Source organism: Pseudomonas sp. SST3, assembly GCF_003325755.1.
In genome coordinates, this window is the sequence record NZ_QORI02000008.1 from 73559 (window position 1) to 97039 (window position 23481).

The 23481-nt window shown below is 61.8% G+C and carries 19 protein-coding genes and 2 pseudogenes; 6 read left to right on the plus strand and 15 right to left on the minus strand.

The features are described 5' to 3' along the window. Positions 1-195: 195 nt before the first annotated feature. Both DQ405_RS10120 and DQ405_RS10125 read right to left on the minus strand, forming a co-directional pair. Positions 196-1479, minus strand: coding sequence for a mechanosensitive ion channel family protein (locus tag DQ405_RS10120; protein WP_168424107.1), 1284 nt, complete (start codon positions 1477-1479; stop codon positions 196-198). Between the two features lie 150 nt (positions 1480-1629). Then, positions 1630-1854: a hypothetical protein gene (locus DQ405_RS10125; RefSeq protein ID WP_168424108.1), complete on the minus strand. Its 225-nt coding sequence runs from the start codon at positions 1852-1854 to the stop codon at positions 1630-1632. A 177-nt stretch (positions 1855-2031) separates the two neighbouring features. On the opposite strand from DQ405_RS10125, the gene DQ405_RS10130 reads away from it, so the two are divergent. Further along, positions 2032-2796 (plus strand): CAP domain-containing protein, encoded by a 765-nt coding sequence (locus DQ405_RS10130; protein WP_342030409.1) that lies wholly within the window; start codon positions 2032-2034, stop codon positions 2794-2796. 7 nt (positions 2797-2803) lie between these two features. Here the strand turns inward: DQ405_RS10130 and DQ405_RS10135 are convergent, their stop codons facing one another. The 9 genes and pseudogenes from DQ405_RS10135 to DQ405_RS10175 all read right to left on the minus strand — a co-directional run bounded on the left by DQ405_RS10135 (position 2804) and on the right by DQ405_RS10175 (position 14059). Further along, entirely contained in the window at positions 2804-3175 is a 372-nt protein-coding gene (locus tag DQ405_RS10135) for an STAS/SEC14 domain-containing protein (RefSeq protein ID WP_168424110.1), read from the minus strand. A gap of 299 nt (positions 3176-3474) precedes the next feature. Continuing rightward, positions 3475-3756: a peptidylprolyl isomerase gene (locus tag DQ405_RS10140; RefSeq protein ID WP_025242533.1), complete on the minus strand. Its 282-nt coding sequence runs from the start codon at positions 3754-3756 to the stop codon at positions 3475-3477. 229 nt (positions 3757-3985) lie between these two features. Next, positions 3986-5536 carry a glycerol-3-phosphate dehydrogenase gene (glpD, locus tag DQ405_RS10145; protein WP_168424111.1) on the minus strand — a complete coding sequence of 517 codons (1551 nt, stop codon included), beginning with the start codon at positions 5534-5536 and terminating at the stop codon, positions 3986-3988. A gap of 372 nt (positions 5537-5908) precedes the next feature. Next, entirely contained in the window at positions 5909-6667 is a 759-nt protein-coding gene (locus DQ405_RS10150) for a DeoR/GlpR family transcriptional regulator (protein WP_168424112.1), read from the minus strand. Between the two features lie 141 nt (positions 6668-6808). After that, a pseudogene (gene glpK / locus DQ405_RS10155) lies at positions 6809-8319 on the minus strand (glycerol kinase GlpK). A gap of 12 nt (positions 8320-8331) precedes the next feature. Continuing rightward, complete coding sequence (locus tag DQ405_RS10160; protein WP_168424113.1) at positions 8332-9213, minus strand: MIP/aquaporin family protein; 882 nt, start codon at positions 9211-9213, stop codon at positions 8332-8334. A gap of 320 nt (positions 9214-9533) precedes the next feature. Beyond that, entirely contained in the window at positions 9534-9959 is a 426-nt protein-coding gene (locus DQ405_RS10165) for a DUF1810 domain-containing protein (RefSeq protein WP_168424114.1), read from the minus strand. Positions 9960-10412: 453 nt separating this feature from the next. Then, positions 10413-11444 (minus strand): ion channel, encoded by a 1032-nt coding sequence (locus DQ405_RS10170; RefSeq protein WP_168424115.1) that lies wholly within the window; start codon positions 11442-11444, stop codon positions 10413-10415. A 179-nt stretch (positions 11445-11623) separates the two neighbouring features. Continuing rightward, positions 11624-14059, minus strand: coding sequence for a DEAD/DEAH box helicase (locus DQ405_RS10175; protein WP_168424116.1), 2436 nt, complete (start codon positions 14057-14059; stop codon positions 11624-11626). Positions 14060-14249: 190 nt separating this feature from the next. Between DQ405_RS10175 and DQ405_RS10180 the strand changes: the two genes are divergently transcribed. Then, entirely contained in the window at positions 14250-15479 is a 1230-nt protein-coding gene (locus DQ405_RS10180; protein ID WP_206678901.1) for an alpha/beta hydrolase family protein, read from the plus strand. Positions 15480-15537: 58 nt separating this feature from the next. Beyond that, positions 15538-16350: a penicillin-insensitive murein endopeptidase gene (gene mepA, locus DQ405_RS10185; protein WP_206678902.1), complete on the plus strand. Its 813-nt coding sequence runs from the start codon at positions 15538-15540 to the stop codon at positions 16348-16350. Between the two features lie 20 nt (positions 16351-16370). Here the strand turns inward: mepA and DQ405_RS10190 are convergent, their stop codons facing one another. Beyond that, positions 16371-17618: a serine hydrolase domain-containing protein gene (locus DQ405_RS10190; protein ID WP_168424118.1), complete on the minus strand. Its 1248-nt coding sequence runs from the start codon at positions 17616-17618 to the stop codon at positions 16371-16373. A gap of 413 nt (positions 17619-18031) precedes the next feature. Here DQ405_RS10190 and DQ405_RS10195 point away from each other — a divergent pair, with 413 nt between their 5' ends. Further along, the gene (locus DQ405_RS10195; protein WP_446730874.1) at positions 18032-18784 is read left to right on the plus strand and encodes a dienelactone hydrolase family protein; all 753 of its coding nucleotides are present in this window, start codon (positions 18032-18034) and stop codon (positions 18782-18784) included. Positions 18785-18849: 65 nt separating this feature from the next. Here the strand turns inward: DQ405_RS10195 and DQ405_RS10200 are convergent, their stop codons facing one another. Beyond that, a complete protein-coding gene (locus tag DQ405_RS10200) occupies positions 18850-19446 on the minus strand; it encodes a hypothetical protein (protein WP_168424120.1) in 597 nt (198 codons plus the stop codon). A gap of 327 nt (positions 19447-19773) precedes the next feature. Here DQ405_RS10200 and DQ405_RS10205 point away from each other — a divergent pair, with 327 nt between their 5' ends. Further along, the gene (locus DQ405_RS10205; RefSeq protein WP_168424121.1) at positions 19774-20373 is read left to right on the plus strand and encodes a DsbA family oxidoreductase; all 600 of its coding nucleotides are present in this window, start codon (positions 19774-19776) and stop codon (positions 20371-20373) included. Positions 20374-20710: 337 nt separating this feature from the next. Further along, complete coding sequence (locus DQ405_RS10210; RefSeq protein WP_168424122.1) at positions 20711-21898, plus strand: sugar transporter; 1188 nt, start codon at positions 20711-20713, stop codon at positions 21896-21898. A gap of 198 nt (positions 21899-22096) precedes the next feature. Here DQ405_RS10210 and DQ405_RS28530 read toward each other — a convergent pair whose 3' ends face one another. Then, positions 22097-22651 (minus strand): methyl-accepting chemotaxis protein, encoded by a 555-nt coding sequence (locus DQ405_RS28530; RefSeq protein WP_446730875.1) that lies wholly within the window; start codon positions 22649-22651, stop codon positions 22097-22099. Beyond that, positions 22634-23410, minus strand: a pseudogene (locus DQ405_RS28535) (PAS domain-containing protein); the annotation flags it as partial. The gene DQ405_RS28530 and the pseudogene DQ405_RS28535, both read right to left, overlap by 18 nt. Positions 23411-23481 lie beyond the last annotated feature (71 nt).

Below are 23481 nucleotides of genomic sequence, written 5' to 3' on the forward strand. Positions count from 1 at the left end.
GACGCTGACCGGCGGCTTGCCTCTGCTGCGCTGCTGGCGCGCCTCGACACATACACGCGGAGAATGCCGGCGACGGATCGGGGTTTGGTAAACCTTTGTGTCGGCGCTGCAGATCATCAGCCGGTCAGTTCCGTGGGGTGGGCTTTAGCCCACCGAATGAGCGCGTTCAATCATTTGCCAGGCAGTACGCCCGGCTCAGGCTTTCGGGGTGTGGAGCACCACGTTCTGGCGCGCCTCGTCAGGCAGCCTGACCCTGGCCGCGCGCAGCGCTGCTACCAGGCTCTTACGCACCTCTGACGCAGTAGCGACGAAATCCGATCGCCGCGAATCGCACCAGAACTCCACATCGAACACCAGCTCGGCCGTGCCCAGTTCGCTGAGCTGCACCGAAGCGGGCGGCGTAGCAAGCACGCCGGGCGTGTCCTGCGCGGCCTGGCACATGACCTGGCTCGTGGCGTCGATGTGGATGCCGTAGCCGAGGGTGCAGACAACCTTGCCGCGGCGGATCGGTGCAGCGGTATTGTTGGTCACTCGGGAGGTGAAGGTTTCGGCGTTCGGCACCAGCACGCGGCGGCCATCGTAGGTGCGAATCTGCGTCGCCCGCAGTTCGATGCGCTCCACGCTGCCCTCGGTTTCACCGATGATGATCTGGTCACCCAGTTCAAAGGGTCGCAACGTCAGTATCAGCAGCCCGCTTACGAAGTTGGAGAGAATGTCCTTCAAGGCAAAGCCAAGCGCCAAGCTGGTCAGGCCCAGGCCGGTCGCGAGCGTTGCGGGTTCCAGGCCGAAGGCGCTCGCGGCCACGATCAAGCCGATCAACCAAACCGTGTAGTAGCTGACCTGACGGACTAGATTTTCCACGGTTCGATCGTCGCCCAGCCGACTGAAGATCAACCGCATCAGGGCTCGCACGCCGACCGCCAGCCCCCAGAACAGCAGCAGTACCAGCAGCGCGGCGAGGATCCGCGGAATGGTCTGGATCGCCGATTCGAGCAGGCGGGCGAAGGCCGTCTCGACGCTTGCCTGGACCGAAGTGAAGAAGCGCCCACGTTCCGAGTCGCGGCGCTCCACCGCTGTTTCCAGCGCACTGTCGATCAGCGCCGCCCATTGCCGCGCCAGGGTTTCGATCGTCTCGCCATTGGCTTCTGCATCCATCGGCGTGACTTCCACTAGCGGGCGGCCGGCGACGCTGATCTGGCGATTCTCACCGTCTTCGCCGGCCTTCTCGATCCGCGCGCGGGTGATGCCCTGGGGCGTCTCCAGCACGGCAGTCAGCTGCTTCTCGACCTGCCGCGCCCGAGGTCGGGCTTCCAGCTCGGCATCAGCGCCGATGCGAAAAAGCGTACGGCCGTCGAGACGCACCGTGGCGACGCTTTCCTGCGCTATTGATGAGGGTGATGTCAGCGCCTGGCAAACGAGCATCAGCAGGACCATCCACATGATGCGAGAGGGCTGCGAAACGGTTATAGGCTTGTGCATGGGAGGGCTACGATCCCGAGTGGCTGATCGACGGCTCATACAAACAGGCCGCCAAAAAACCTCGGCGGCCTGTCGATAACGCTTTTCATCGTTCCGACGCAGCGGCTGACCATGATTGGCATGGTCGTGCGTTGCGCGGCTGGAGCGGTGTCAGAACACCAACATGAACAGGCCGATCACCACCAGCAGACCGATCAGGAAAATAATGCCAATTGTGCTGCCCAGAAACTTCAGCATGAGGATGACTCCTGTTGCAGTGGGTACCTTAAATCCGACTGGGGCGGGCGGTGATCGTTCAGATATGCCGCCCCGCGTGCCCATCGTTCGGGATCGGTCGCGCCTGGCCGCGGTCAGCATGAATACAGCTGGCGTCATACGACGCCGGTCTTGCCTCCGCGAAATCAACCAGACGGGTGCTGCATGCTATTACCCAACTTCGCCGATTCGACCGCCCTCGCCAGAACGCCACTGCGATGCCTTTTGTTCGGCTCGACGCTGCTCCTGACAGCCGCATTTGCCGGCGGAGCGAGCGCTGAAGAGGCGGATGAGCTGGTGAGTTTGATTAACGACTTTCGAGCTGCGGGTGCGGGCTGTGGGGGCGAAAAGGCAGAACCGGTCGGGCCGCTCGCACCGGTCGATGCGTTGGCATCGATACCTGCCGGCGCCGGCGCACAGATGCAGCAGGCGCTACGCGAGTCGGGCTATCAGGCCGCCAAATTGCAAGCCATGGCGGTAGCTGGGCCGGGCGATGCGGCCAGTGTGATGCGGCTGTTCAAACAACGTTACTGCAGCGCGCTGTTGAGTGAGGAATTTGCCGAACTGGGCGTTTCGCGCGATGGCAATACCTGGCAGGTGATTCTGGCCAAGCCACTGCTGTCGGATGACCTCGGTGACTGGCAAGAGGCGGGCAAAGCGATTCTCGAAGAGGTCAACCAGGCGCGTGCCGAGCCACGTCGTTGCGGCGATCAGTCGTTCGAGCCGGCGCCGCCGCTGAGTTGGGATCAGCAATTGGGCGAAACATCGCTCGCCCACAGCCAGGACATGGCCGAGAAGGATTACTTCAGCCACCAGGGCCGGGACGGCAGCCAGGCTGGCGACCGAGCCAGGCGTCAGGGCTACAGCTGGCAGCGTATCGGTGAAAACATCGCCGCCGGCCAAGGGTCGGCTGAGCAGGCGGTATCTGGCTGGCTCGTCAGTCCAGGCCATTGCAAGAACATCATGAACCCTGACTTTACCGAGATGGGCGCCGCCTACGCGACCAACCCTCAGAGCGCAGCCACCGTTTACTGGACACAGGTATTCGGTACACCGCGTTAGGCCAGGGTTACGCCAGACTTTCCAGCCAATTATGCGCCTCGGTGGTCTGGTGCTGGTCGAAGGCCTTGACCGTCAGGCCGGGGATGAATGCACCTTCGATCTCACTGGCTTTTCTCACCCACTCCTTGGCCGACACTACGGCACATCGATCGAAGCGCCGCATGAAGCGAAACATTTGCGGTACGCGTGACAGCTCGACGCCGACCGCGCCGAGCGTGGGCATGTCGAAATCTCCGACGTGAAAGAGCATCTGCCCATGGCTGATGCCTTCGGATTTTCTCATCAGCTCATCGAGTGCGAAGCGCATTTCGCTGCTGTCGAGCTTGCCGGAAAAATCCACGTCGATACGGTTGTCGCCTATACGCGTTACATGGAACATCACGTCGCTCCTCGAAAAAAGGTGCAATGACGGCGGGTTTACTTTGACGATAGTCGTTGTAGCGCGTTCGTCTGTAAAAACGCATCGCACGACGATTTCTTGAGTTGATCCGTGTGGTGGCGCTGGTGCAAAACCATAGCAACCAGTCCGTATCGAGGGCCTGGTGATGAACGCGGACGGAGCCGTCGCGCGGTTGGCTGGCAAACGCACCGTTCAGCTGAGAGGCGGGCTTCTGAAGGGGAAAAAAGCGGGGGTAAAGCGGGGAGGAGCATCCCCGCGCCGTAGCGCGGGGGCCGGGATCAATCCTGGCGGCTGGTCACTTCCAGCAGGTGGTAGCCGAACTGGGTCTTCACCGGACCCTGCACGACGTTGATCGGCGCGCTGAACACCACAGTGTCGAACTCCTTGACCATCTGGCCCGGGCCGAACGAACCCAGATCGCCGCCTTGACGGCTGGACGGGCAGGTGGAGTTGTCTTTGGCAACCTGAGCGAAGTCGGCGCCGCCTTCGATGGCAGCTTTCAGTTCGTTGCACTTTTCTTCGGTGGGAACCAGGATGTGGCGGGCAGTGGCTCGGGCCATGGGGAGTTACTCCGTCTTGAGAAGTCGCTGAGCCTACCGCAATCGGATGCGATCCGAAACGCCGCCATCGCAGGCCGTGAGAAAACGTCGCGAGCGAAGCTCAGGCAAGACAAAAACAGGCGAAAAAGCGCAGTTTACGGGCGCTGTAAATAAGCAGTTTGACTGAGCTCGCAACCAAGCCTGTGTTCAACGCAGCATGACTGAGCGCAGCAGCTTTCACACAACCTGATCAGGCGGCGTGTACGTCGGTTGTCTTGACTGCTGCAGGTTGTGCATCCAGGTATTGCTGCAGCTGGGCGGTTTCCTGGGCGGTGAAGGAAAGACCGAGCTTGGTACGGCGCCAGAGAATGTCGTCTGTACGGGTCGCCCACTCCTGGCGGCGAAGATAATCCACCTCCAGAGCATGCAGGCCCTGACCCAGCGGCTCACCCAGTTCGGCGACGGAACGGACGTCTCCGAGCATGCTCCAGACACGACTGCCGTAGAGGCTCGCCCAGCGCCGGGCCAGGGTGAGATCGATGCCCTTGATCTTCGCCAGCAGTTCTTCGGTCAACATGTCCGGCGAATCCATCCCCTCGCCACCGGGCAAGCTGGCGTTCGCCGTCCAGCGCTCGCCCATGTTCGGGAAGAATGGCGCGAGCTGCGCCATCGCCGACTCGGCCAGCTTGCGGTAGGTGGTGAGCTTGCCACCGAACACTGAAAGCAGAGGGGCCTGCTTCAGCTCGGCCGATAGGGACAAGGTGTAGTCGCGGGTCACTGCCGAGGGGTTATCAGACTCGTCATCACACAGTGGCCGTACACCCGCGAAGGTATGCAGGATGTCCTTGGGCTCAAGTTGCTGGCGGAAATGGCTGTTGGCCACGCCGAGCAGATAGACGATCTCTTCGTCGCTGATGCTGACTTGCGCCGGGTCGCCGTGATACTCGCGATCCGTCGTGCCGATCATGGTGTAGCGACCCAGGTAAGGGATAGCGAAGACGATGCGCCGATCCTCGTTCTGCATGATGAAGGCCTGCTCGCCTTCGTACAGCTTGGGCACGATGATGTGGCTGCCCTGAATCAGGCGGATGCCGTACGGGGAACGCTGCTGCAGGTTCTCACCGATAAACTGAGCGACCCAGGGCCCGGCGGCGTTAACCAGCGCCTTGGCGCGCAGGGAAAACCGGGTGCCGTCTTCGTGCTGCAGCTCGACGTGCCAGATACCGCCGGCGCGTTTGGCACCCAGGCACTGGGTGCGGGTATGGATGTGCGCGCCCTTCTCGCGGGCAGCCATGGCGTTGAGCACCACCAATCGCGCGTCGTCGACCCAGCAATCGGAGTATTCGAAACCGCGCTTGATCGCCGGCTTCAACGGGCTGTCGTCACCGAAGCGCAGGCTGCGCGAAGCCGGAAGTTTTTTCCGCTTGCCGAGGTTGTCATACAGGAACAGGCCGGCGCGAATCATCCAGGCAGGGCGCAGATGCGGGCGATGGGGCAGCACGAAACGCATCGGTTTGACGATATGTGGCGCCTTGGCGAGCAGCACCTCGCGCTCGGCCAAGGCTTCGCGCACCAGTCGGAACTCGTAGTGTTCGAGATAGCGCAGGCCGCCGTGAATCAACTTGCTGCTGGCCGAGGAGGTATGGCTGGCTAGGTCATCACGTTCGCACAGGAACACCGAAAGGCCGCGACCAGCCGCATCCGCCGCAATACCCACACCATTGATGCCTCCGCCGATGACGGCGATGTCGTAGAGCTCGGAGACGGTCTCAGTCACGGATTTCTCCTCAAGAACGAACATTTATTTTCGAATATGAACATCCTAGCGCACAAGCGAACGTGTCTCTAGAGGTGATGTTCATTTTTTATATCAAAAGAAAATAAACGAACTGATATGAACTGCTTATTGGTGCTGAGCGGTTGTCTAGGGCTGTTCGGGCAGAAACTAAGTTGGGCTTCAGTAGGTAGAAAGGGTGCAGTCTGCATGTGGTGGGCTGAAGCCCACCCTACGGCGTGCGACGAGATTGGATGGGTAAGCGAAAAGTAGGGTGGGCTTCAGCCCACCAGAACACGGCAGCCCTGGTAGCCCTTGAGTTCACCCACCGAACAAATCTGGTCGAGGCGGGTATTGGGCAGGCTGTGCGTGCCCCGAACAAGCGGTCACTGAAGCGGTTCAGCCAGTGACTTCCAGCTTCACGTTGTGCTGTGCCAGCAAGCCGAGGAAGGCTTCGGGCGGCTGGGCTTCGGTGAAGAGCATGTCGATCTGCTCCAGCGAGCCGAGTCGGGTCATGGCGCTGCGGCCGAACTTGCTCGAATCCGCGGCGAGAAAGATCTTTCGCGCATTGCTGATGATGGCCTGGGAGACGCGCACTTCCTGATAGTCGAAATCCAGCAAGGTGCCGTCTTCGTCGATACCGCTGATGCCGATCAGCGCGAAATCCACCTTGAACTGGCTGATGAAGTCCGCCGTGGCCTGGCCGACGACGCCGCCGTCGCTGCGCACGTTGCCGCCGGCGATCAGTACGTCGAAGTCTTCCTTGGGGCTGAGAATGCTCGCCACGTGCAGGTTGTTGGTGATGACTTTGAGGTCACGGTGATTGAGCAGGGCGTGCGCGATGGCTTCGGTGGTGGTGCCGATGTTGATGAACAGCGATGCCTGATCGGGAATGTGCGCGGCCATGGCGTCGGCGATGCGGCGCTTTTCGTCGCGCATCTGTCGGGCGCGCTGGGTGTAGGCGGTGTTCTGTACGCTGGAATCGTGGGCGGCGCCACCGTGGTAACGGCGCAGCAGGCCGGCTTCGCCGAGTTGATTGATGTCTCGGCGGATGGTCTGAGGGGTCACCGTGAACTGTTGCGCCAGCTCTTCGATGCTGACGTAGCCGCGTTCGCGCACCAACTCGAGAATGCTCTGCTGTCGTGGGGCCAGACTCATGGAGGCTTCCTTGTTATCGATATGCCGGGAAGCATGCCGCAGTCTGGTCCGTGATTAAAGAATTGTTCGTTTGCGAATCGAGCGCCCGGCGAAATCGAATCCGGGCCGGGCGCCATGGTGCGTGGCAGCTTGGGGCTGAGCTTATTCTTCTTCCCAGTCCCGGGTGCGACTTACCGCCTTCTTCCAGCCTTTGTAGAGCGCTTCGCGTTGTTCGCTATCGCAGGCCGGTTCGAAGATGCGTTCGATGGTGGCCTTGCTGCGCAATTCGTCAAGGCTGCTCCAGAAGCCGGTCGCCAAACCTGCCAGGTAGGCTGCGCCGAGGGCGGTCGTTTCTTTCATCTGCGGGCGCTCCACCTGCGTACCGAGCAGGTCGGCCTGGAACTGCATGAGGAAGTTGTTGGCCACCGCGCCGCCGTCAACGCGTAGCGAACGCAGGCGCTCGCCAGCGTCCTGCTGCATCGCGTCGAGTACGTCGCGGGTCTGATAGGCGATGGATTCCAGCGCGGCGCGGATGATGTGGTCGACCTTCACGCCGCGGGTCAGGCCGAACAGGGCGCCACGGGCGCGTGGGTCCCAGTAGGGCGCGCCGAGGCCGGTGAACGCCGGCACGAGATAAACGCCGTTACTGTCCTTGACCTTGGTGGCGAAATATTCGGAATCCAGCGAGTCGTTGATCACCTTCAGCTCGTCACGCAGCCACTGAACGGTGGAACCGCCATTGAAGATGGCGCCTTCGAGGGCGTAATTGACCTCGCCCTTGGGCCCGCAGGCGATGGTGGTGAGCAGGCCATGCTCGGACTGCACGGCCTTGGTTCCGGTGTTCATCAACAGAAAGCAGCCGGTACCGTAGGTGTTCTTGGCCTGGCCCGGCTCGACGCACATCTGGCCGAACAGCGCGGCCTGCTGATCGCCGGCGATACCGGCAATGGGGATGCCGGTGCTCTGGCCAGAACCGAGATAGGCGTGGCCGTAGACCTCGGAGGAGGAACGTACTTCGGGCAGCATTTCGCGCGGGATATCCAGCGTCTCCAGCATCACGGGGTCCCAGTCCAGCTTGTGGATGTCGAACAGCATGGTGCGCGAGGCGTTGGTGTAATCGGTGACGTGGGCCTTGCCCTGGGTCATCTTCCAGATCAGCCAGCAATCGACGGTGCCGAACAGCAGCTCGCCACGGCGTGCGCGTTCGCGGCTGCCTTCGACGTGGTCGAGAATCCACTTGATCTTGGTGCCCGAGAAGTAGGGGTCGATGACCAGGCCGGTGGTCTTGCGGATGTGCTCCTGCATGCCGTCACGCTTGAGCTGGTCGCAAATCGGCGTGCTCTGGCGGCTCTGCCAGACAATGGCGTTGTAAATCGGCCGGCGGTCAGCTTGTCCCAGACGATGGTGGTTTCGCGCTGGTTAGTAATGCCGATGGCTGCGACTTGCTCATTGGTGATGCCGGCCTGGGCCAGGGCTTCGACGAACACGCCACTCTGAGTGGCCCAGATTTCCATCGGGTCATGCTCGACCCAGCTCGGCTGCGGGTAAATCTGTGCGAATTCGCGCTGGGCGATGGTTACCACATTGGCGTTGCGGTCCAGCACGATGGCACGGGAGCTGGTGGTGCCCTGATCGAGCGCGACGATGAATTGCTTGTTGTTCTGGTTGCTCATGGTGTCGATTCCTTAACGAGCTTCTTGGGCAGTGACGTCGGATTTGGTGTAGCGCTCGGCCTTGGCGTCAGCCTCGGGGTCTTCTGCGCAGGCGCCGGAGCCGAGGCCCGGCAGGTGCTTGCAGATCAATGCCTTGTAGCCGGCCGCACCGATGCACGCACCTAGCACCGGGGCGATCAGCGGGACCAGGAAGTAGGGGATGTCCCGCCCGCCGGTAAAGGCCATCTCGCCCCAGCCGGCGAAGAAGGTCATCAGCTTCGGGCCGAAGTCCCGCGCCGGGTTCATCGCAAAGCCGGTCAGCGGCCCCATCGCGCCGCCAATTACGGCGATCAACAAACCGATCAGCAAGGGCGCCAGCGGGCCGCGCGGCAGGCCGTTACCGTCATCGGTCAGCGCCATGATCATCCCCAGCAGAATAGCGGTAATCACCACTTCCACCAGAAACGCCTGGCTGACGGACAGCGACGCGTGAGGGTAGGTGGAGAACACTGACGCCAGCTCGAGGCTCGCGAGCGTGCCGCGAGTCATCTGTTGTGCCTGTTCGAAATCGAAAAACAGACTGCTGTAAAGTCCGTAAACCAACGCGGCGGCACAGAAGGCCCCGGCGGTCTGCGACAGGATGTAGGCGGGCACCTTGTTGCGCTCGAACGTCCCAAATAGCCAGAACGCGATGGATACCGCAGGATTCAGGTGAGCACCCGAGACACCGGCGGCAAGGTACACCCCCATGCTGACTCCGATTCCCCAAATAACGCTTATTTCCCAAAGACCTAGCTCGGCACCGCCGAGCTTGAGCGCGGCGACGCAGCCGGTACCGAAGAAGATAAGCAGGGCCGTGCCGAGGAATTCGGCAATGCATTTTCCCCGAAGCGTCGGGGTGGTGGGGTTACTCATGCGCAGGACCTCTTGAAGGCTGTTGTTTTTATAATCCCGAATACTGCGAGAGGTTCGGAAATGTTCGGAATCGAAAACTTAGGGTCAAACGGGGTCGCTGTCAAAGTAAAAATATGAACATTTCTCTGATGAAGGACGAACGGCCAGCCGAAGTGGCGGCCGAATGCGAGGCCCTTCTCGGGAAGGCCGTAATTTACGGCGCCTGTAAGAGGGCTGGATTTCGTTCAAGTTCGTTTTCCGGCTGTTAGGCGGCGCGCCTACTGGTGAAAGGGCAGGCCGCTGCGCTTCATGCCTCAAGCCGCCGCATCGCGACACTTCGCTTAGGGGCGTAAACGCGACAGGGTGGCCGGGTCGGCTTCACCATTGAAGAAAGCGTCCAGCACTTGCTGGAAGACCGGCTGGTCGGGCGCTGCAGCCGCGAAGAGGGTCATGCTTGAGCGCAGCTTGAGGTCGTCCGGCGAGCCCAGTATCTGTCTGGCCGAGCGCTCTATATGCAGCAGCATCGCCTGGGCACATTCATGCAGTCGTGGCCCCAGCACGTCGTGGCCGAGGTAGGCGCGCGCCTCGTCCAGGTCGGAGATCGCATAGCGCCGGGCCATTTCGCTGCTGCCCAGTCCTGCGATCTGGGGAAAGATGAACCACATCCAGTGGCTTCGCTTCTGGCCCGCGCGCAGCTCTCCCAGTACACGGTGATACACCGGCGCCTGGGCCACGACGAATCGTTGGAGTTCATCTCGATCGTTCATGGTGCGTCAGGGCCCTGGTTCAGGATGTTTTCTTGAGAGCGGCCAGGCGGCCCAATGATTCCCCGGCTCGTGTGCTCTGGCCTTTGGCGTCAGGTTGTATTGGCGGCCTGCGGTTGGCGTGAGGCTTGGCGCGTTGGTTGGCGGTCAGGATTTTTCGCCGCGGGGCGCGCCTCCCACTGGACGGTGCAGGTCTGGTCGTCTGTGCGAGAGACCGTTGGCAGCTTACCCACGGTGGGTGCGGGCCTGCTCGATCTGTGTGGGAGGCCTGCCCTCGAGGCGAAGCGCTTTGGCGGTGGGCGCGGGCCTGCTCGGTCTGTGTGGGAGGCCCGCCCTCGGGGGAAGCGCTTTGGCGGTGAGTGCAGGTCTGCTTGATCTGGGTGGGAGGCCCGCCCCGGGGCGGAGCTTTTTGGGGTTCTCCAGCGACGGATCAACGCCGCTCTTGCGTTGCGGCGTTCAGCCGGCGCTGTCCAGGCCGCCGAGACGCGCGGCGGCGATGTAGAACAGCTCGCCACCGCGTACCGGGGTGTCGTTGGCAGGATTGATCGACGGCAGGGTTTGGCCCTCAGCGCGGTAGCCTATCAGCGTCGCGTTGTGCGTGTCCTTCAGCTGCTTGTACAGCGCGCCGATAGTGCTCTCGAAGCTATCGGGCAATTGCAGGCGGTACTGCGTCGCGCCACGGCCTACGCTGAGCAGCTCGTTGATGATCACCGACGAGCCCGGATCCTGCGAGGATCGCACCAGCATTTCGATGGCCATGCTCGATGTGCATTCCAGCTTCGGGGCGTAAGTCCGTGCGAGCTGCGCGGTCTCGCTGCTGCTGAAATGTGCGACCACATGGCCGATCGGCTTGAGCTGGTTGACGGTCAGCACCACGGCCAGGGTCAGATCGTCCGAACCGGTGCGCACCAATGTCCGCTCCGCTCCCTGTACCCCCGCGCGCTGCAGCAGTGTTGCGGAGGAGAGGCTCTCGCCACGAATGAACTCGGCCTTTCCCGGCATCGGGTTTTCCTCGAGCACGGTGTCGCAGATCACGATCAGGTGATCGTTGGAGGTCTCGTCTTCGTGCAGCAGCTCGACGACGCGCTCGCTGATTGCGCCTTCCCAGCCCACCACGACGGTATGGCCCGTGCAGGTGGCGAACGTCCCTTTGCCTTTCATGCCTTTCCTCCAGAGTTCGATTGCGGAGTTGGTGGTTTTGCCGATCACTGCGGTGAGCAGAGCGATGCCACCGATCATCAACCAAGTGGAGACGAAAATACGGCCGCCGGCCGTTTGCGGCGAGAAGTCGCCATAGCCGACGGTCAATGCAGTGGTGAAATAGAAGTAGATGAAGGTCCGCAGCTCAGTGAGGGCTGTCTCTTCGAATAGCCGTAGGCCGAGGTATGACACACCGGCATGGATGCACAAGGCCAGCAACAGGCCGACCCAGCCGAATCTTCGGCTTAGTGCGGCCATCTGCTGGCGCAGCTGAAGCATGATCGACATTGGCCGTTCTCCTTGGCAGGCGAGTGAAACGTGACGGTATCGATGGGGGGATCCGATTGCCGTGAGCCCGCCGCATCCTAAAGTCCTCCGCGCCCGCTGACCAGCCCGGCAGACCCGTGCCGAGTGGCCAATAGCGCTATACGCGGCTTCAGGCGGGCTCGTCAGCCCGCCTTTGCGCGCTATCGCTGATCGCGGAAACAGCTCTGACACAGCCGGAACTGCCGGCTCAACACCGGCATCGCCTTGCCGCACTGCTGGCAGTGGCGCGTTTCGCCCGACAGGCGGCGCCGGTCGCTGCCGCGCGGCTTCTTGCGGCGTGACAGTTCACGGGTGATGGCCTCGTTAAGCAGGCTGCGGTGTTGTTCGGCCTGCTCCAGCGACGGGAAATGCGCGGGCAAGGTACGCGCCAGATGCAGGTAGGTCTCGATGATGTGCAGCGAACCTTCCAGGGTGGCCAGATCGGCATCGATCAGCAGTCGGGGCAGATCCACGACCTTGTCTTGCGCAACCTTCTTCAGCCATTGCTGGGTGAAGATGGCCGCCGGGCTGTCGAGACCGCCACGGATGGGGGTGCAGGCGAAGATCCAGCGCAGCGGCAGGTCGATGGTGGGGTCGTCGATCAGCTTGATCCAGTCGGCCAATTCGTCGGGCAGCACCGAGATGAATTCGTCGCCATAGTTGATGTTGCGATTGAACGTCAGCCAGGCGCGCAGCAGGCCGGGGTCGCCCATCAGTTCGGCGATGGCCTGCAGGTGCTCGATGGACGGGCGCACCTGGAACTGCGACAGGTCCACCGGCAGGTCCTCGCTGTGGAACAAACGCTTGATCGACTGCAGCGTCTGCGCATCCAGCGCGGTGATGGTGCCGCTGTCATGGTGACCGAAACGGCCGGCACGTCCACCGATCTGCTTGACCTCCTGGACCCTGAGCTGACGATTCTGGATGCCATCGTATTTCTCATCGGTGTAGAAGCACAGGGTGTGCGCCGGCAGATTGAGGCCCATGCCCACCGCATCGGTGGCCACCATGATGTCGGCCTCGCCTTCGCGAAAGCGCCGGGCCTGTTCGCGGCGCACTTCCGGCGACAGCGCGCCGTAGACCACCGAGACGTTCTTGCCGGTCATCTCCAGCATCGCCTTCAATTCCAGCACCGTCTTGCGGCTGAACGCCACCAGCATCGAGCCTTCGTCGAGCTGCTTGAGACTCGTTGCACGCCGCGCCACCTCGACCGGTGACAAACGCTTGGTGCGCTTGACCACCAGCTCGTCTTCACAGAGCTCGCACAGTGTCTTCAGCGATGGCCGGATCAGTTCCGGACCGGTCATGATCAGATCGGGGGTGTAGGCGCTGACCAGTGCATCGACCCACGCCCAGCCGCGTTGGGAGTCGGCCATCATCTGCACTTCGTCGATCACCACCACGTCCCAGGGCTGATGGCGGAAACGCGCGAACTCCTCCACCGTGCAGCAGAAATGTGTCGCTCCCTCGCGAATGATCTCTTCCTCGCCAGTGACCAGCGAGCAGGGCACCCCCATCGATTCGATGCGCTCCTGGTTCTCCAGCGCCATCAGGCGTAGCGGTGACAGGTAGATCGCGTGCTCGACGCCCGTCATCGCCTCGATCGCCTGGTGGGTCTTGCCGCTGTTGGTGGGACCCAGCAGCGCCGTCCAGGTGCGGGTGATGCGCCGCGCGGCGTAGAGCTTGTGGTAGTGGACGAAACGCGGGTTGTTTTCCAGCAGCACCGCGAAGGCCATCTTTTCCTTATGGTCCTGGCGGGCGAAGCGGATGGTCCGCCGAAGCTTTTTCGGCTCCATCATGAAAATCTCGGTCAGGCGCTTTTCGCCGAGCACCTGCAGGTCGAAGTCGCCGGCTTCCTCGACCATCATCTCGAATTTGGCGTTCATCGCTTGACGGTCGTCTGCCTTCAGCTCGGCCACGTCCTGTTCGCTCAGCACATGGCCTTGACCGCCCGCAATGCGCCGCTGCATGTCGAGCGCAATATCGCCGTGGCGCAGCTCCACCACGTAGCGCAACTCGTGCTTCACCTCGTTGACGATATCGACGGCCTTGGCGGCGAAGTCATCGAGCCGGGAGAGTTTCGGTTGCAGGCGCTGCAGGCATCGTTCCTTCTGTTCCTCCGTCATGCTGGCGAAGGGGCGTTCCAGTACGTGCAGGCGATCTCTCACCAACGTCTCGATAGCGTCGCGGACATGCGCCTCGAAGGCATCGGTCGAGGCGCTATCGCCGATGCGCAGGGCGAAGTCAGGCTCGAGCAAATGTTGAACCGGGCCGCAGTCGAAGGTTTTTTCGACCCCGAAGACATCAACGTTGCAGCTGTAGTCGTTCAGGTCACGGTTGAGCAGTCGGCCAATCAGGCTTTCGGGATCGACACGCTCGAGCGAGGCGTTGACGGTTGGTTCATCCAGCCCCAGCCAGAATAGCCGGGCGGCTCGGCCGATTTCGGGCGGCTGATGGCCGATGTAGGTGCTGAACCAGTTTTCCTGGTGGTTCTTCTTCGGCACGAAATCCGGATGGCGCTCCGTGGCCCAATCGAGGAAACGTTGCAACCGCTCCAGCTTGCGAGCGTGACGATGTTTGATTTCGGCCTTGCGCATGATCGACGCCTCTCTGATCAGTTCTGCTGCCCATTATGGACAACCTGATAGCGAGTTCCGATCGTGACCGCCACGATTGGGCCGACAGAGCGCCGCGCCGCTACATTGATGCTTGATGGCTGAACGTCTCAGGTGCCCCAGGGTCGCAAAAAAGATACGCCCCTGGAACTCGCCCGCGGAGATAACGCCAATGAAGCGATCCAGTAATGCCGCTCAACGCCTTCGCACTGTCTCTCCTGCTATCGAGCGGTCAGGATACCCAGCGGGCCGATTCAAACGATTCGGGATCGCCGCATTGCTCGGGGCGATGGTGCTGGCCGGCGGCTGCGGTGACGATACCGTTTCGACGAGCGAGGCGAAGTCCGCTGCCGGTGACCAGAGCACTGCGGCGGCGGATAGCGCTGGGTCGAGTGGCAGCGAGCGGCGGGTAAAATCCGAACTAGAGCATCCCAGTGAGCACCTGCGAGTCACCCAGTTTCCTGGCACCCTGGCCGATGCCGAGCTTTCCCGCTGGCGTGACGAGACGCCCGATATAGAAGACATCCAAATCCCATCCAGCACTGATGACGGCGAGCAGGCCGCGCTGTTCTACGACTCGGAGTCGGACGAGAAAAAGCCGCTGCTGCTGGTTCTGCACAGCTGGAGCACCGACTACCTGCAAAACATTGATATCCCGCTTGGTCAGTTCGCCATCGCTAACGACTGGGTGTTCATGCATCCGAATTTCCGTGGCCAGAACGATGGTCGTCCTGATTCGACCGCCTCGGACCTAGCGATCTCCGACATGGAGGACGCCCTCCGCTACGCGCGCGAGAACGCCGAGATCGACGAGTCGCGGATCTACCTGCTCGGGTATTCGGGCGGGGCAATGAACGCTTTGCATCTGGCGAGCCGTCATCCGGATGTATTTGCTGGCGTTTCGGCCTGGGTGCCGGTCTATGACCTGGTTACCTGGCATCAATGGAACGAGGCGCGCGGCGAGAAATACGCTGGCGAGATCGCACAGGCCTGCGGCGGCGAGCCGAGCGAAGGCTCCAGTGCGTTTGATGAATGCCGCAAGCGTAGCCCCAGCACCCACCTGCCGGATGTAGCGGGCGAAATCCGGGTGTTGATTGCTCATGGCATCGGCGACACCACGGTCCCGCCGGAGCAGGCGCTGCGAGCCTTCAACGATCTGGCTGACGAAAAGGACCGCATCCCGCAGGAGCAGATCGACCAGCTCATGGAGACCCGCCAGGTCCCCGATGCCTTGCGTGAGCGCTCGGCTCAGAACAACGATGAGTTTCCACATTTCGCTGAGGCAGACGCCGATGTGCTGCTGCATTTGAAGTCCGGTCCTGCCGAGCTGGTGCTGTTCGAAGGCGAGCACGACATGCTCTACCGACCGGGGCTGGAATGGCTGGCGCGGCAGCGTCGCTGATGCGGTACTCGAATCGGAACGAGGATTTTTGCTAGCTATGTGTTGTTGCCATCGAAAAGTGAATCGGCTCGTCTTGCAGGCGTGGGCCGCCTACGGAATTCTCGCAACCTTCGCCGCCACCGCGGACGCGGCAGGCGGCGACTGGTCCAGCGTGACCGGGCCGCTACCCGGCGAGCCACGAATCATCGGCGAGCATGGCGCGGCGTGTCTCGTCGGCGCGGTGCAGCTGCCGCCCGAGGGGGTGGGCTATCAGGCCGTGGACCTGCAGCGCAATCGCCATTACGGCCACCCCGATCTCGTCGATTACATCGAGGGACTGGGGCGTCGGCTTGAGGAAGCCGGCATCGGTCCTATGCTGGTCGGCGATATGGCGCAGCCGCGCGGAGGGCCGATGTCCTATGGGCATGTGAGTCATCAGAGCGGGCTGGACGTGGACATCTGGTTCCGTCTGGATCTGCCACCGCTCGAGCGCAGCGAGCGCGAAGGCATCGAACAGCCGATTCTGGTCGACGAAGCGACCGGCGAGCTCGACAGCACGAGATGGACCAGCCAGCAAGCCGAGCTGATCCGTATGGCCGCGCAGGATCCGCGCGTGGCGCGGATATTCGTTGATGGCGCGGTCAAACGCGACCTTTGCGAGCGTGAATGGGACGACCGCTCCTGGCTGCAACGCATTCGCCCCTGGCCTTTCCATGACGAGCATTTGCACGTGCGCTTGCGCTGCCCAGTGGGTTCCACCGAATGCGTTGATCAGCCGGCACCGCCGCCAGGCGAGGGTTGCAAGGCGATTCTCCCCACGCCGCGCCCTGAGGCTATGGCTAGCCCACAACGTCGACTTCCTGCCGCTTGTGCCGCCGTGTTTGCTCAGTAAGGCGGCCGGCACACCGGTTTTCACTTACGGCGAAGCGCCTGGACCGCTGCCCCTAGAAAGGCATAGGTTTCCTGCTCGTGGCTGTCCATCTCGGGCTCAGGCCAGGTGCTCCAGACCACGGCCGTTACGTTTTCCTTGCGGTTGACGTAGAGAAATTGTCCAAAGATGCCCTGGGCTTCGAAGGCCCCGTCATGGTTCGGCAATGCCTGCGCGCCCACGGGAAAGGTCCACCACTGATAGCCATAACCCAGCGCGTATTCACCGTCGTAGAGTTTGCCTGGGGCAAGGTGCGAGTCGGGGTCGACGCGACTGGCCCGCTCGACCCAACCACGCGGCAGGATGCGTTCGCCGTCGATCACTCCGTCGTTGAGGATGAACTGACCGAAGCGGCCGTAATCGCGCAGCGTGGCGGAAAAACCGCTGCTACCGATTTCCTGACCAGCCTTGGCATCGAGCTGCCAATAGGCGTCACGCTCCATGCCCATCCGCGCCCAGACTCGCTCGGAAAGGTAGTCGCTCGTGGTCATGTTCGTTGCGGCGCGCACGATCTCGCTCTGCAGGTGAGATTCTCCGGTGCTGTAGTTAAATGTCGTGCCCGGGGCCTGTTCACGCTCCAGACCAGCCATCAGCCGGAGCAACCCGTCGGGGTTGTTCGCCAATTGCAGGTCGAACAGCTGGCGCCGGTCTGATTCAGGGTCTCGGTAGGTCTCGTTCCAGCCTGCGCCTGAGCTCATCTGCAGCAGTTGTTCGATGGTGACGCCGTCGTAGGCGCTGCCTTTCAGTTCGGGCAGGTAGCGGACGACCGGATCCTGCAGGCTGCCGATCTTGCCTTGCTGCAAGGCGGCACCGATCAGGCTGGAGGAGATCGACTTCACCACGCTGAACGAGGTCCAACGAGTGGTTTCATCGTTGCCTTGACCATAGCGTTCAAGGACTACCTGGCCGTCCTTGATGATCAGAATCCCGGCGACCCGATTGCGCTGCATGAAGTCTTCGGTGCTTAGCTGCTTGCCTTCGACGGTGTACTCGACATTCAGCGATATACCCTTTGGCAACGGATAAACGTGCGGGCCGCGCGCGACTTCTCGAGTAAAAAACAGCTCATCCATGTTGCGGTAGGTGCCGGCTTGGTAGGCCGGAGGCAGCTCGTAAAGATCCTGCGCGCGACCCACCAGCTCCGGCTCCGTCGTCATGGTTTGCTGGGTGCCGCATGCGGAGATCAGTACGGCGAGCGATGCCAGGGCGAAGACCCTGTGGGCGATTCTCATAGGGCGGTTCTCTTGTGAATAAGGGAGCGCAAGCCTGCATCAGCATTGCTGAAGCGGCCCGTCGTAGCGCTTGCACGCCTGTCGAGTGTAGTAATAGCGGGGCAGCGTGCGTGGCTTTCTCGGCATCGGGTCTGCTGGAATCGCCGATGCGACAAGCCACTCCTGGCAGGCGCGTGGGCGGACTTTGGTGATGCAGGACCCATGGACATCGACGAGCTAGCAACCTAACCGGTGGCTTGTCCGCTGGGCCGCGCAGCAACACACCGCATCCACACCAAGCCTCCAGTGGGGCAATTTCACCGGCGACGCCAGCGCGAAAAACCTGCGCAGTTGGGTTTTTCCTCTACTGTTGCTTAGGTTCACTACGGGATTGGAGCGGGGCGATGAATACGCTGTGCATTCCTTTGGCGCTGATGGCAATGGTCGGCTTTGCCGAGGCCGCCGTGGTGGTCAAGCCGTTGGCCTACGAGATCGACGGCCAAGCCTTTGAAGGTCTACTGGTTTATGACGATGCGATCAGCACGCCGCGACCGGGGCTGGTGATGGTACCCAACTGGCTCGGCGTGACCGAACGTTCTGCCGAGAAAGCTGCCCGCGCGGCGGGGAAAGAGTATGTCGTGTTCATGGCGGACCTTTACGGCAAGACCGTACGGCCATCCAATCCGGACGAAGCCAAGGCCGCTGCCACGACGTTGCGCAGTGATCGAGGCCTGATGCGTACGCGCGGGCAGGCGGCGGTCGATGCATTCAGGGCACAGAATGCGGTGGCACTGGACACCGGCAAGATGGCAGCGATCGGCTTCTGCTTCGGCGGCGGCGCCGTGCTGGAACTGGCCCGCTCGGGCGCCGACCTGGATGCATTCGTCTCGTTTCACGGCAACCTCGACACGCCCAACCCGGACGATGCCAGCCAGATCAAGGCACCGGTGCTGGTGCTGCATGGTGCCGATGATCCGGCGGTGCCGAAGGAGCAAGTCGAAGGCTTCATTGCCGAGATGCAAGCGACCGATGTCGACTGGCAGATGAACGTCTATGGCAACGCCGTGCATTCGTTTACCGACCCATACGCGAACGTGCCGGGGCGCAACGAGTACAACCCGTTGGTGGCGAAACGCGCATTCCAATCCATGAACAACCTGCTCGATGAGGTGTTCGCCTCACAGTGAGCTGCCAGACAGTGAAGCAGCTCGGCATGTTATGGATCGGTGCTGCCGAGCGGCTGGCCGATATGTCAGCGCGGGATGATGCGGACCCGACCCGCCGTGTTGTCACGCTGTGAAGCCTTGTCGTTTTCGGCGCGGCCCGGGATCGAGCCATCGTCCGCGCCGCGCTCCGGTGTGGCGGTGCCGTCCAGCTGGCGTTGGTCGACGCTGATGGAAGTGGCGTCCGGATAGCCGGTGGTCAGGGTCTCGGTGCTGGCCGTTACCGGCGTTGCATCTGTATCGCCCCAGCTGGCGCTGCGCTCGTCGACGTCGATGGCACCGTTTCGCTCCATCACTTGCTCGACCATCGACACCAACCCCTCATCACTCACGGTGACGGTGACCACCGTCGAACCGCGTCGTGCCGCCTCTGGGTAGCGACCGGCGTGTTTGCTCGCATCGTCGCCGAAGACCTTGTGAAAGAAGCTGCCGAGCTTTTCGGCGACGGTCGCGTCGTCATCAGGTTCCTCCCCGATCACTTCCACCCGGCTGCTGTCGACGGTGGCGGGGTTGAAGGATGCGGATAGCTGGATGGCATCGCTGGCCACACCCTTGGTCAGAAGTTCGGCCTTGACCTGCTCGGCTTCGGCGTAGCGATCAAAGGCTGCTATGAGAATCTGCGTCATGACTTCACCTTGGTTTTCATGCAGGGCTGGCTGCGGTACAGGAACGTGGCAACGCGGCTGTCTGCCGCGAGCTCGGGGTGAGGGGTGCGTATCGCTTGGGGGCGAATACGAGCCGTCCTGATTGTTGGGTCGGAGGCCGGGCTCAATGGTTCCGTAAGGTGTTCGCTCCGATCACGTTTCGTGAGTCAACACCGGCTAGACGCGGTCGCATCAACAGGCGCGCCAAATACGACGGGTCGGCTGGCGGGACAACTGTGACTAGGTCTGACTGGACACGGCCTTGTCGCCCTGGAGCGAACCAGAGCATAGATAACGAGGAGTGAAGCGATGGCGATTGACGTGAAGGTCTGGTCGGATTTCGTCTGCCCTTTCTGCATGATCGCGGAGAAACCCCTGCTGGATGCGATCGCAGCGTCGGGCGCGGAGGTGGAGCTGCAATGGATGCCGTTCGAGCTGCGTCCTTATCCCGCCGAGACCTTGCGGCCAGAAGACGCTTATCTGCAATCGATTTGGCCGCAATCGGTATATCCGGTAGCCGAGAGGCACGGTGTCAGGCTCAAGTTGCCCTCCATCTCACCACAGCCGCATACCGGGCTCGCGTGGGAGGGCTATCAATTCGCGCAGGAGCAGGGCAGCGGCAACGCCTACAACGATCGGGTACTCAAGGCCTTCTTTCAGGAAGACCGCGACATTGGCGACCTTGAGATTCTGACGCAGCTGGCAACCGAGGTGGGGCTGGATCAGGCATCGTTCAGGTCGGCATTGGAGCAACGACGCTACCGGACTCAACACCAGCAGGCGCTCTTGCTTGCAGAGCGTATGGGCGTCCAGGCGGTGCCGACCATCCTGATTGGCGAACGGCTGTTTGCCGGCGTGCAGTCGGAGCAGACGCTGCTCGAGGCGCTGCGACAGGAAGCAAAAGGCTGAGATCACGCCCCGCTGGCAGCATCGCTCACAAGCGCTGCGCCGGTTCAGCGTGCCTTTCGTTGCCTTATCCCGGGGCGCTGTTTGCGGGCGCAGCTGCCATTGGTCGTCAGCTATCTCTGGTACCTGACAGGGTTCTGCCGCAGGCGTAGAATCCGCGCCGCTCAGACCTTCCGCCTGAAACACATCCTCTGTTTTATGAACGATCCTCCGCGCTTCTTCGAAGTGGCGGTGCGACTGCGTTGTGGTTTTTCAGCGGCTTGTCACCTTCCAATCGCCATTCGTGCCGGGTGCCATGCAGCCTCCTATTCACGAGTGCACCGCAATCAGACCTGCTTACATGAACGAATCAAATGCCCGCCCTGGCAGTTGGCTCAGTGTCGTTGCACTGGCCCTTGCCGCTTTCATCTTCAACACGACCGAGTTCGTCCCGGTCGCCTTGCTCAGCGATATCGGACGCTCGTTCGACATGCCGCCATCCCAGGTCGGCCTGATGCTAACCATCTATGCCTGGGTGGTGGCATTGATGTCGCTGCCGATGATGCTGCTGACGCGCAACGTCGAACGTCGCACCTTGCTGATCTTCGTCTTCGTGGTGTTCATCGGCAGCCATCTGGTCTCGAGCGTGGCGTCCAGCTTCGGCATGCTGATGGTCAGCCGTATCGGTATCGCCCTGGCGCATGCCGTGTTCTGGTCGATCACCGCGTCGCTGGCCGTGCGGGTCGCACCCGAAGGCAAACAGGCTCAGGCGCTAGGCTTGTTGGCGACGGGCAGCGCACTGGCCATGGTGCTGGGCATTCCGCTGGGTAGGGTCGTCGGCGAGCTGCTGGGCTGGCGCACGACCTTTCTGTCGATCGCCATAGTCGCGGCACTGGCCGTACTGGTGCTGGCGCGCACCTTACCGCTGTTACCGAGCCAGAATTCAGGGTCGTTGCGCAGCTTGCCGGTGTTGTTCAAACGGCCTGCTCTGGTTGCTGCTTACGTGTTGACGGCGCTGGTGATCACTGCGCAGTTCACCGCTTACACTTATATCGAGCCCGTCGCACAGACCATCGCCCACCTGAGCGGTGGCATGACAACCGCGTTGCTGCTGCTGTTCGGCGGCGCCGGCATTCTTGGTTCGTTCCTGTTCAGCCGCTACAGCGGCCGTTATCCGCGAGGCTTTCTGATCGCGGCGATATCGACCATGGCGATGTGTTTGCTGCTGCTATTGCCGGCTGCACGTGAGACTTCGCTGCTGGGCACTCTGGTGGTGGTGTGGGGCATCGCCGGAATGTGCTTCGGCCTGGCGTTGCAGTCGAAGGTGCTGAAACTCGCTTCGGATGCGACCGATGTCGCCATGGCCCTGTTCTCCGGCATCTACAACGTCGGTATCGGTGGCGGCGCATTGCTGGGCAGCCTGGTTACCCTTCATCTAGGTCTGAGCGATGTGGGCATCGTGGGCGGGTTGCTGGCGTTGAGCGGCGTGGTGCTGTGTTGTTTCGCCACCTATCGTTTTGCGCGGCCGGTGGAATCGGCAGTGAGCTGAGGCGGGCGCAAGCTGTTCCCGTTGCGATATTCGTTGGGCTGGAAGCCGGATGGATGGTGCGCTGCTGCCACTGGCTGATGACTCAGCGTGGTGACAACAGCGAAGCCGTCCTCAATGTGGCCCAAGGGATGAAATAGCAACAAGGCTGGAATGCGCGGGACGCGATCACTCGCGTTCCAGCCTATCGGGCTGTAGCGCTTAGTCCAATTCGTTGGCAAAGCGGCCGATCGCGCTGACCACCTGCTTGGCACCGTCTTGAATCTCGACGATCACGGCGCCGGCCTGTTTGGCCAGCGACAGGCCTTGGGCCGCTTGTTCACGGCTGTTGGCCATCTCTCGGACCGCTTCGTCGACCAGAGCCTGGTTCTTCTGTACCACGCTGACGATTTCGTCAGTGGCCGTGCTGGTTCGGCCAGCCAATTGGCGTACCTCGTCGGCGACCACCGCGAAACCACGGCCTTGCTCGCCCGCGCGTGCCGCTTCGATGGCGGCGTTGAGCGCGAGTAGGTTGGTCTGTGCGGCGATACCGCCAATAGTCTGCACAATCGAGCTGATCAGGTGGGATTGCTGGCCCAGCGCCTCGATTCCTTGGGTAGCCGATTCGACCTCTTCGGCGATGCGCTGCATGGTCGCAACCGTATCGTTGACCACAACCGCGCCGCGCTCGGCACTGGTGTCGGTCTTAATGGACACGTCGTAAGCGATGCTCGCCGCCTCCCGCACTTCTTCTTCGCGAGCGACCTGCTCGGACACGACACTGGCGAATTTCACCACTTTGCAGAGCTTGCCTTCGGTATCGTGGACCGGGTTGTAGGATGCTTCGAGCCAGACGTCCCGGCCCTGGCTATCGATGCGCTTGAAGCGGTCCGCGACGAACTCGCCGCGATTAAGCGTCTGCCAGAACGTCTTGTACTGCGGCGACGAGGCTTCCTCGGCGGTGCAGAACATACTGTGATGCTTGCCCTGGATCTGTTTGAGCGAATAGCCCATGCCTTGCAGGAACTGTTCGTTGGCCGAGACCACGGTACCGTCCAGATTGAACTGGATCACCGCCGTTGAACGCAGCAACGCAGCGATGAAGGCTTCATTCTCCTTCGCAAGCTGCAGCGCCTTCGTCACCTCACGCGCATAGCCGCTCATGTGCAGCAGAGCACCTTGGGCGTTCCGGATCGGGTACCAGTCTATGTACAGCCAGGCGAGGCTGCCATCGGTGCGCAGAAAGCGATAGTTGTCGCTGATTGGAACAAGCTTGGACACCGCTGCGCGGAAGTTGTGGAAGCAGGGCAGATTCTTCACATAGGCCGGTACGATCTCTGCCATCGGACGGCCTTTCAGCTGTTCGGCGTCGTAGCCGAGGATGTTCGCGAACTTCTGATTGACCGCTATCATCCGAAACTCGGCGTCGAGGGTGATCGACAGCGTCGCGCTGTTCATCTGGTCGCGCAGCTGACGGAGCAGCAACAGCTCTGCAGCTTGTTCTTCGAGTTGTTTTTTGAGTTGGCCGTTGAACATGGATGCACCAGGTGCTGAGTGAGGGTGATTATCTATCGGCACGCCGCACCCTTACTTGATGCTGGGCTAGC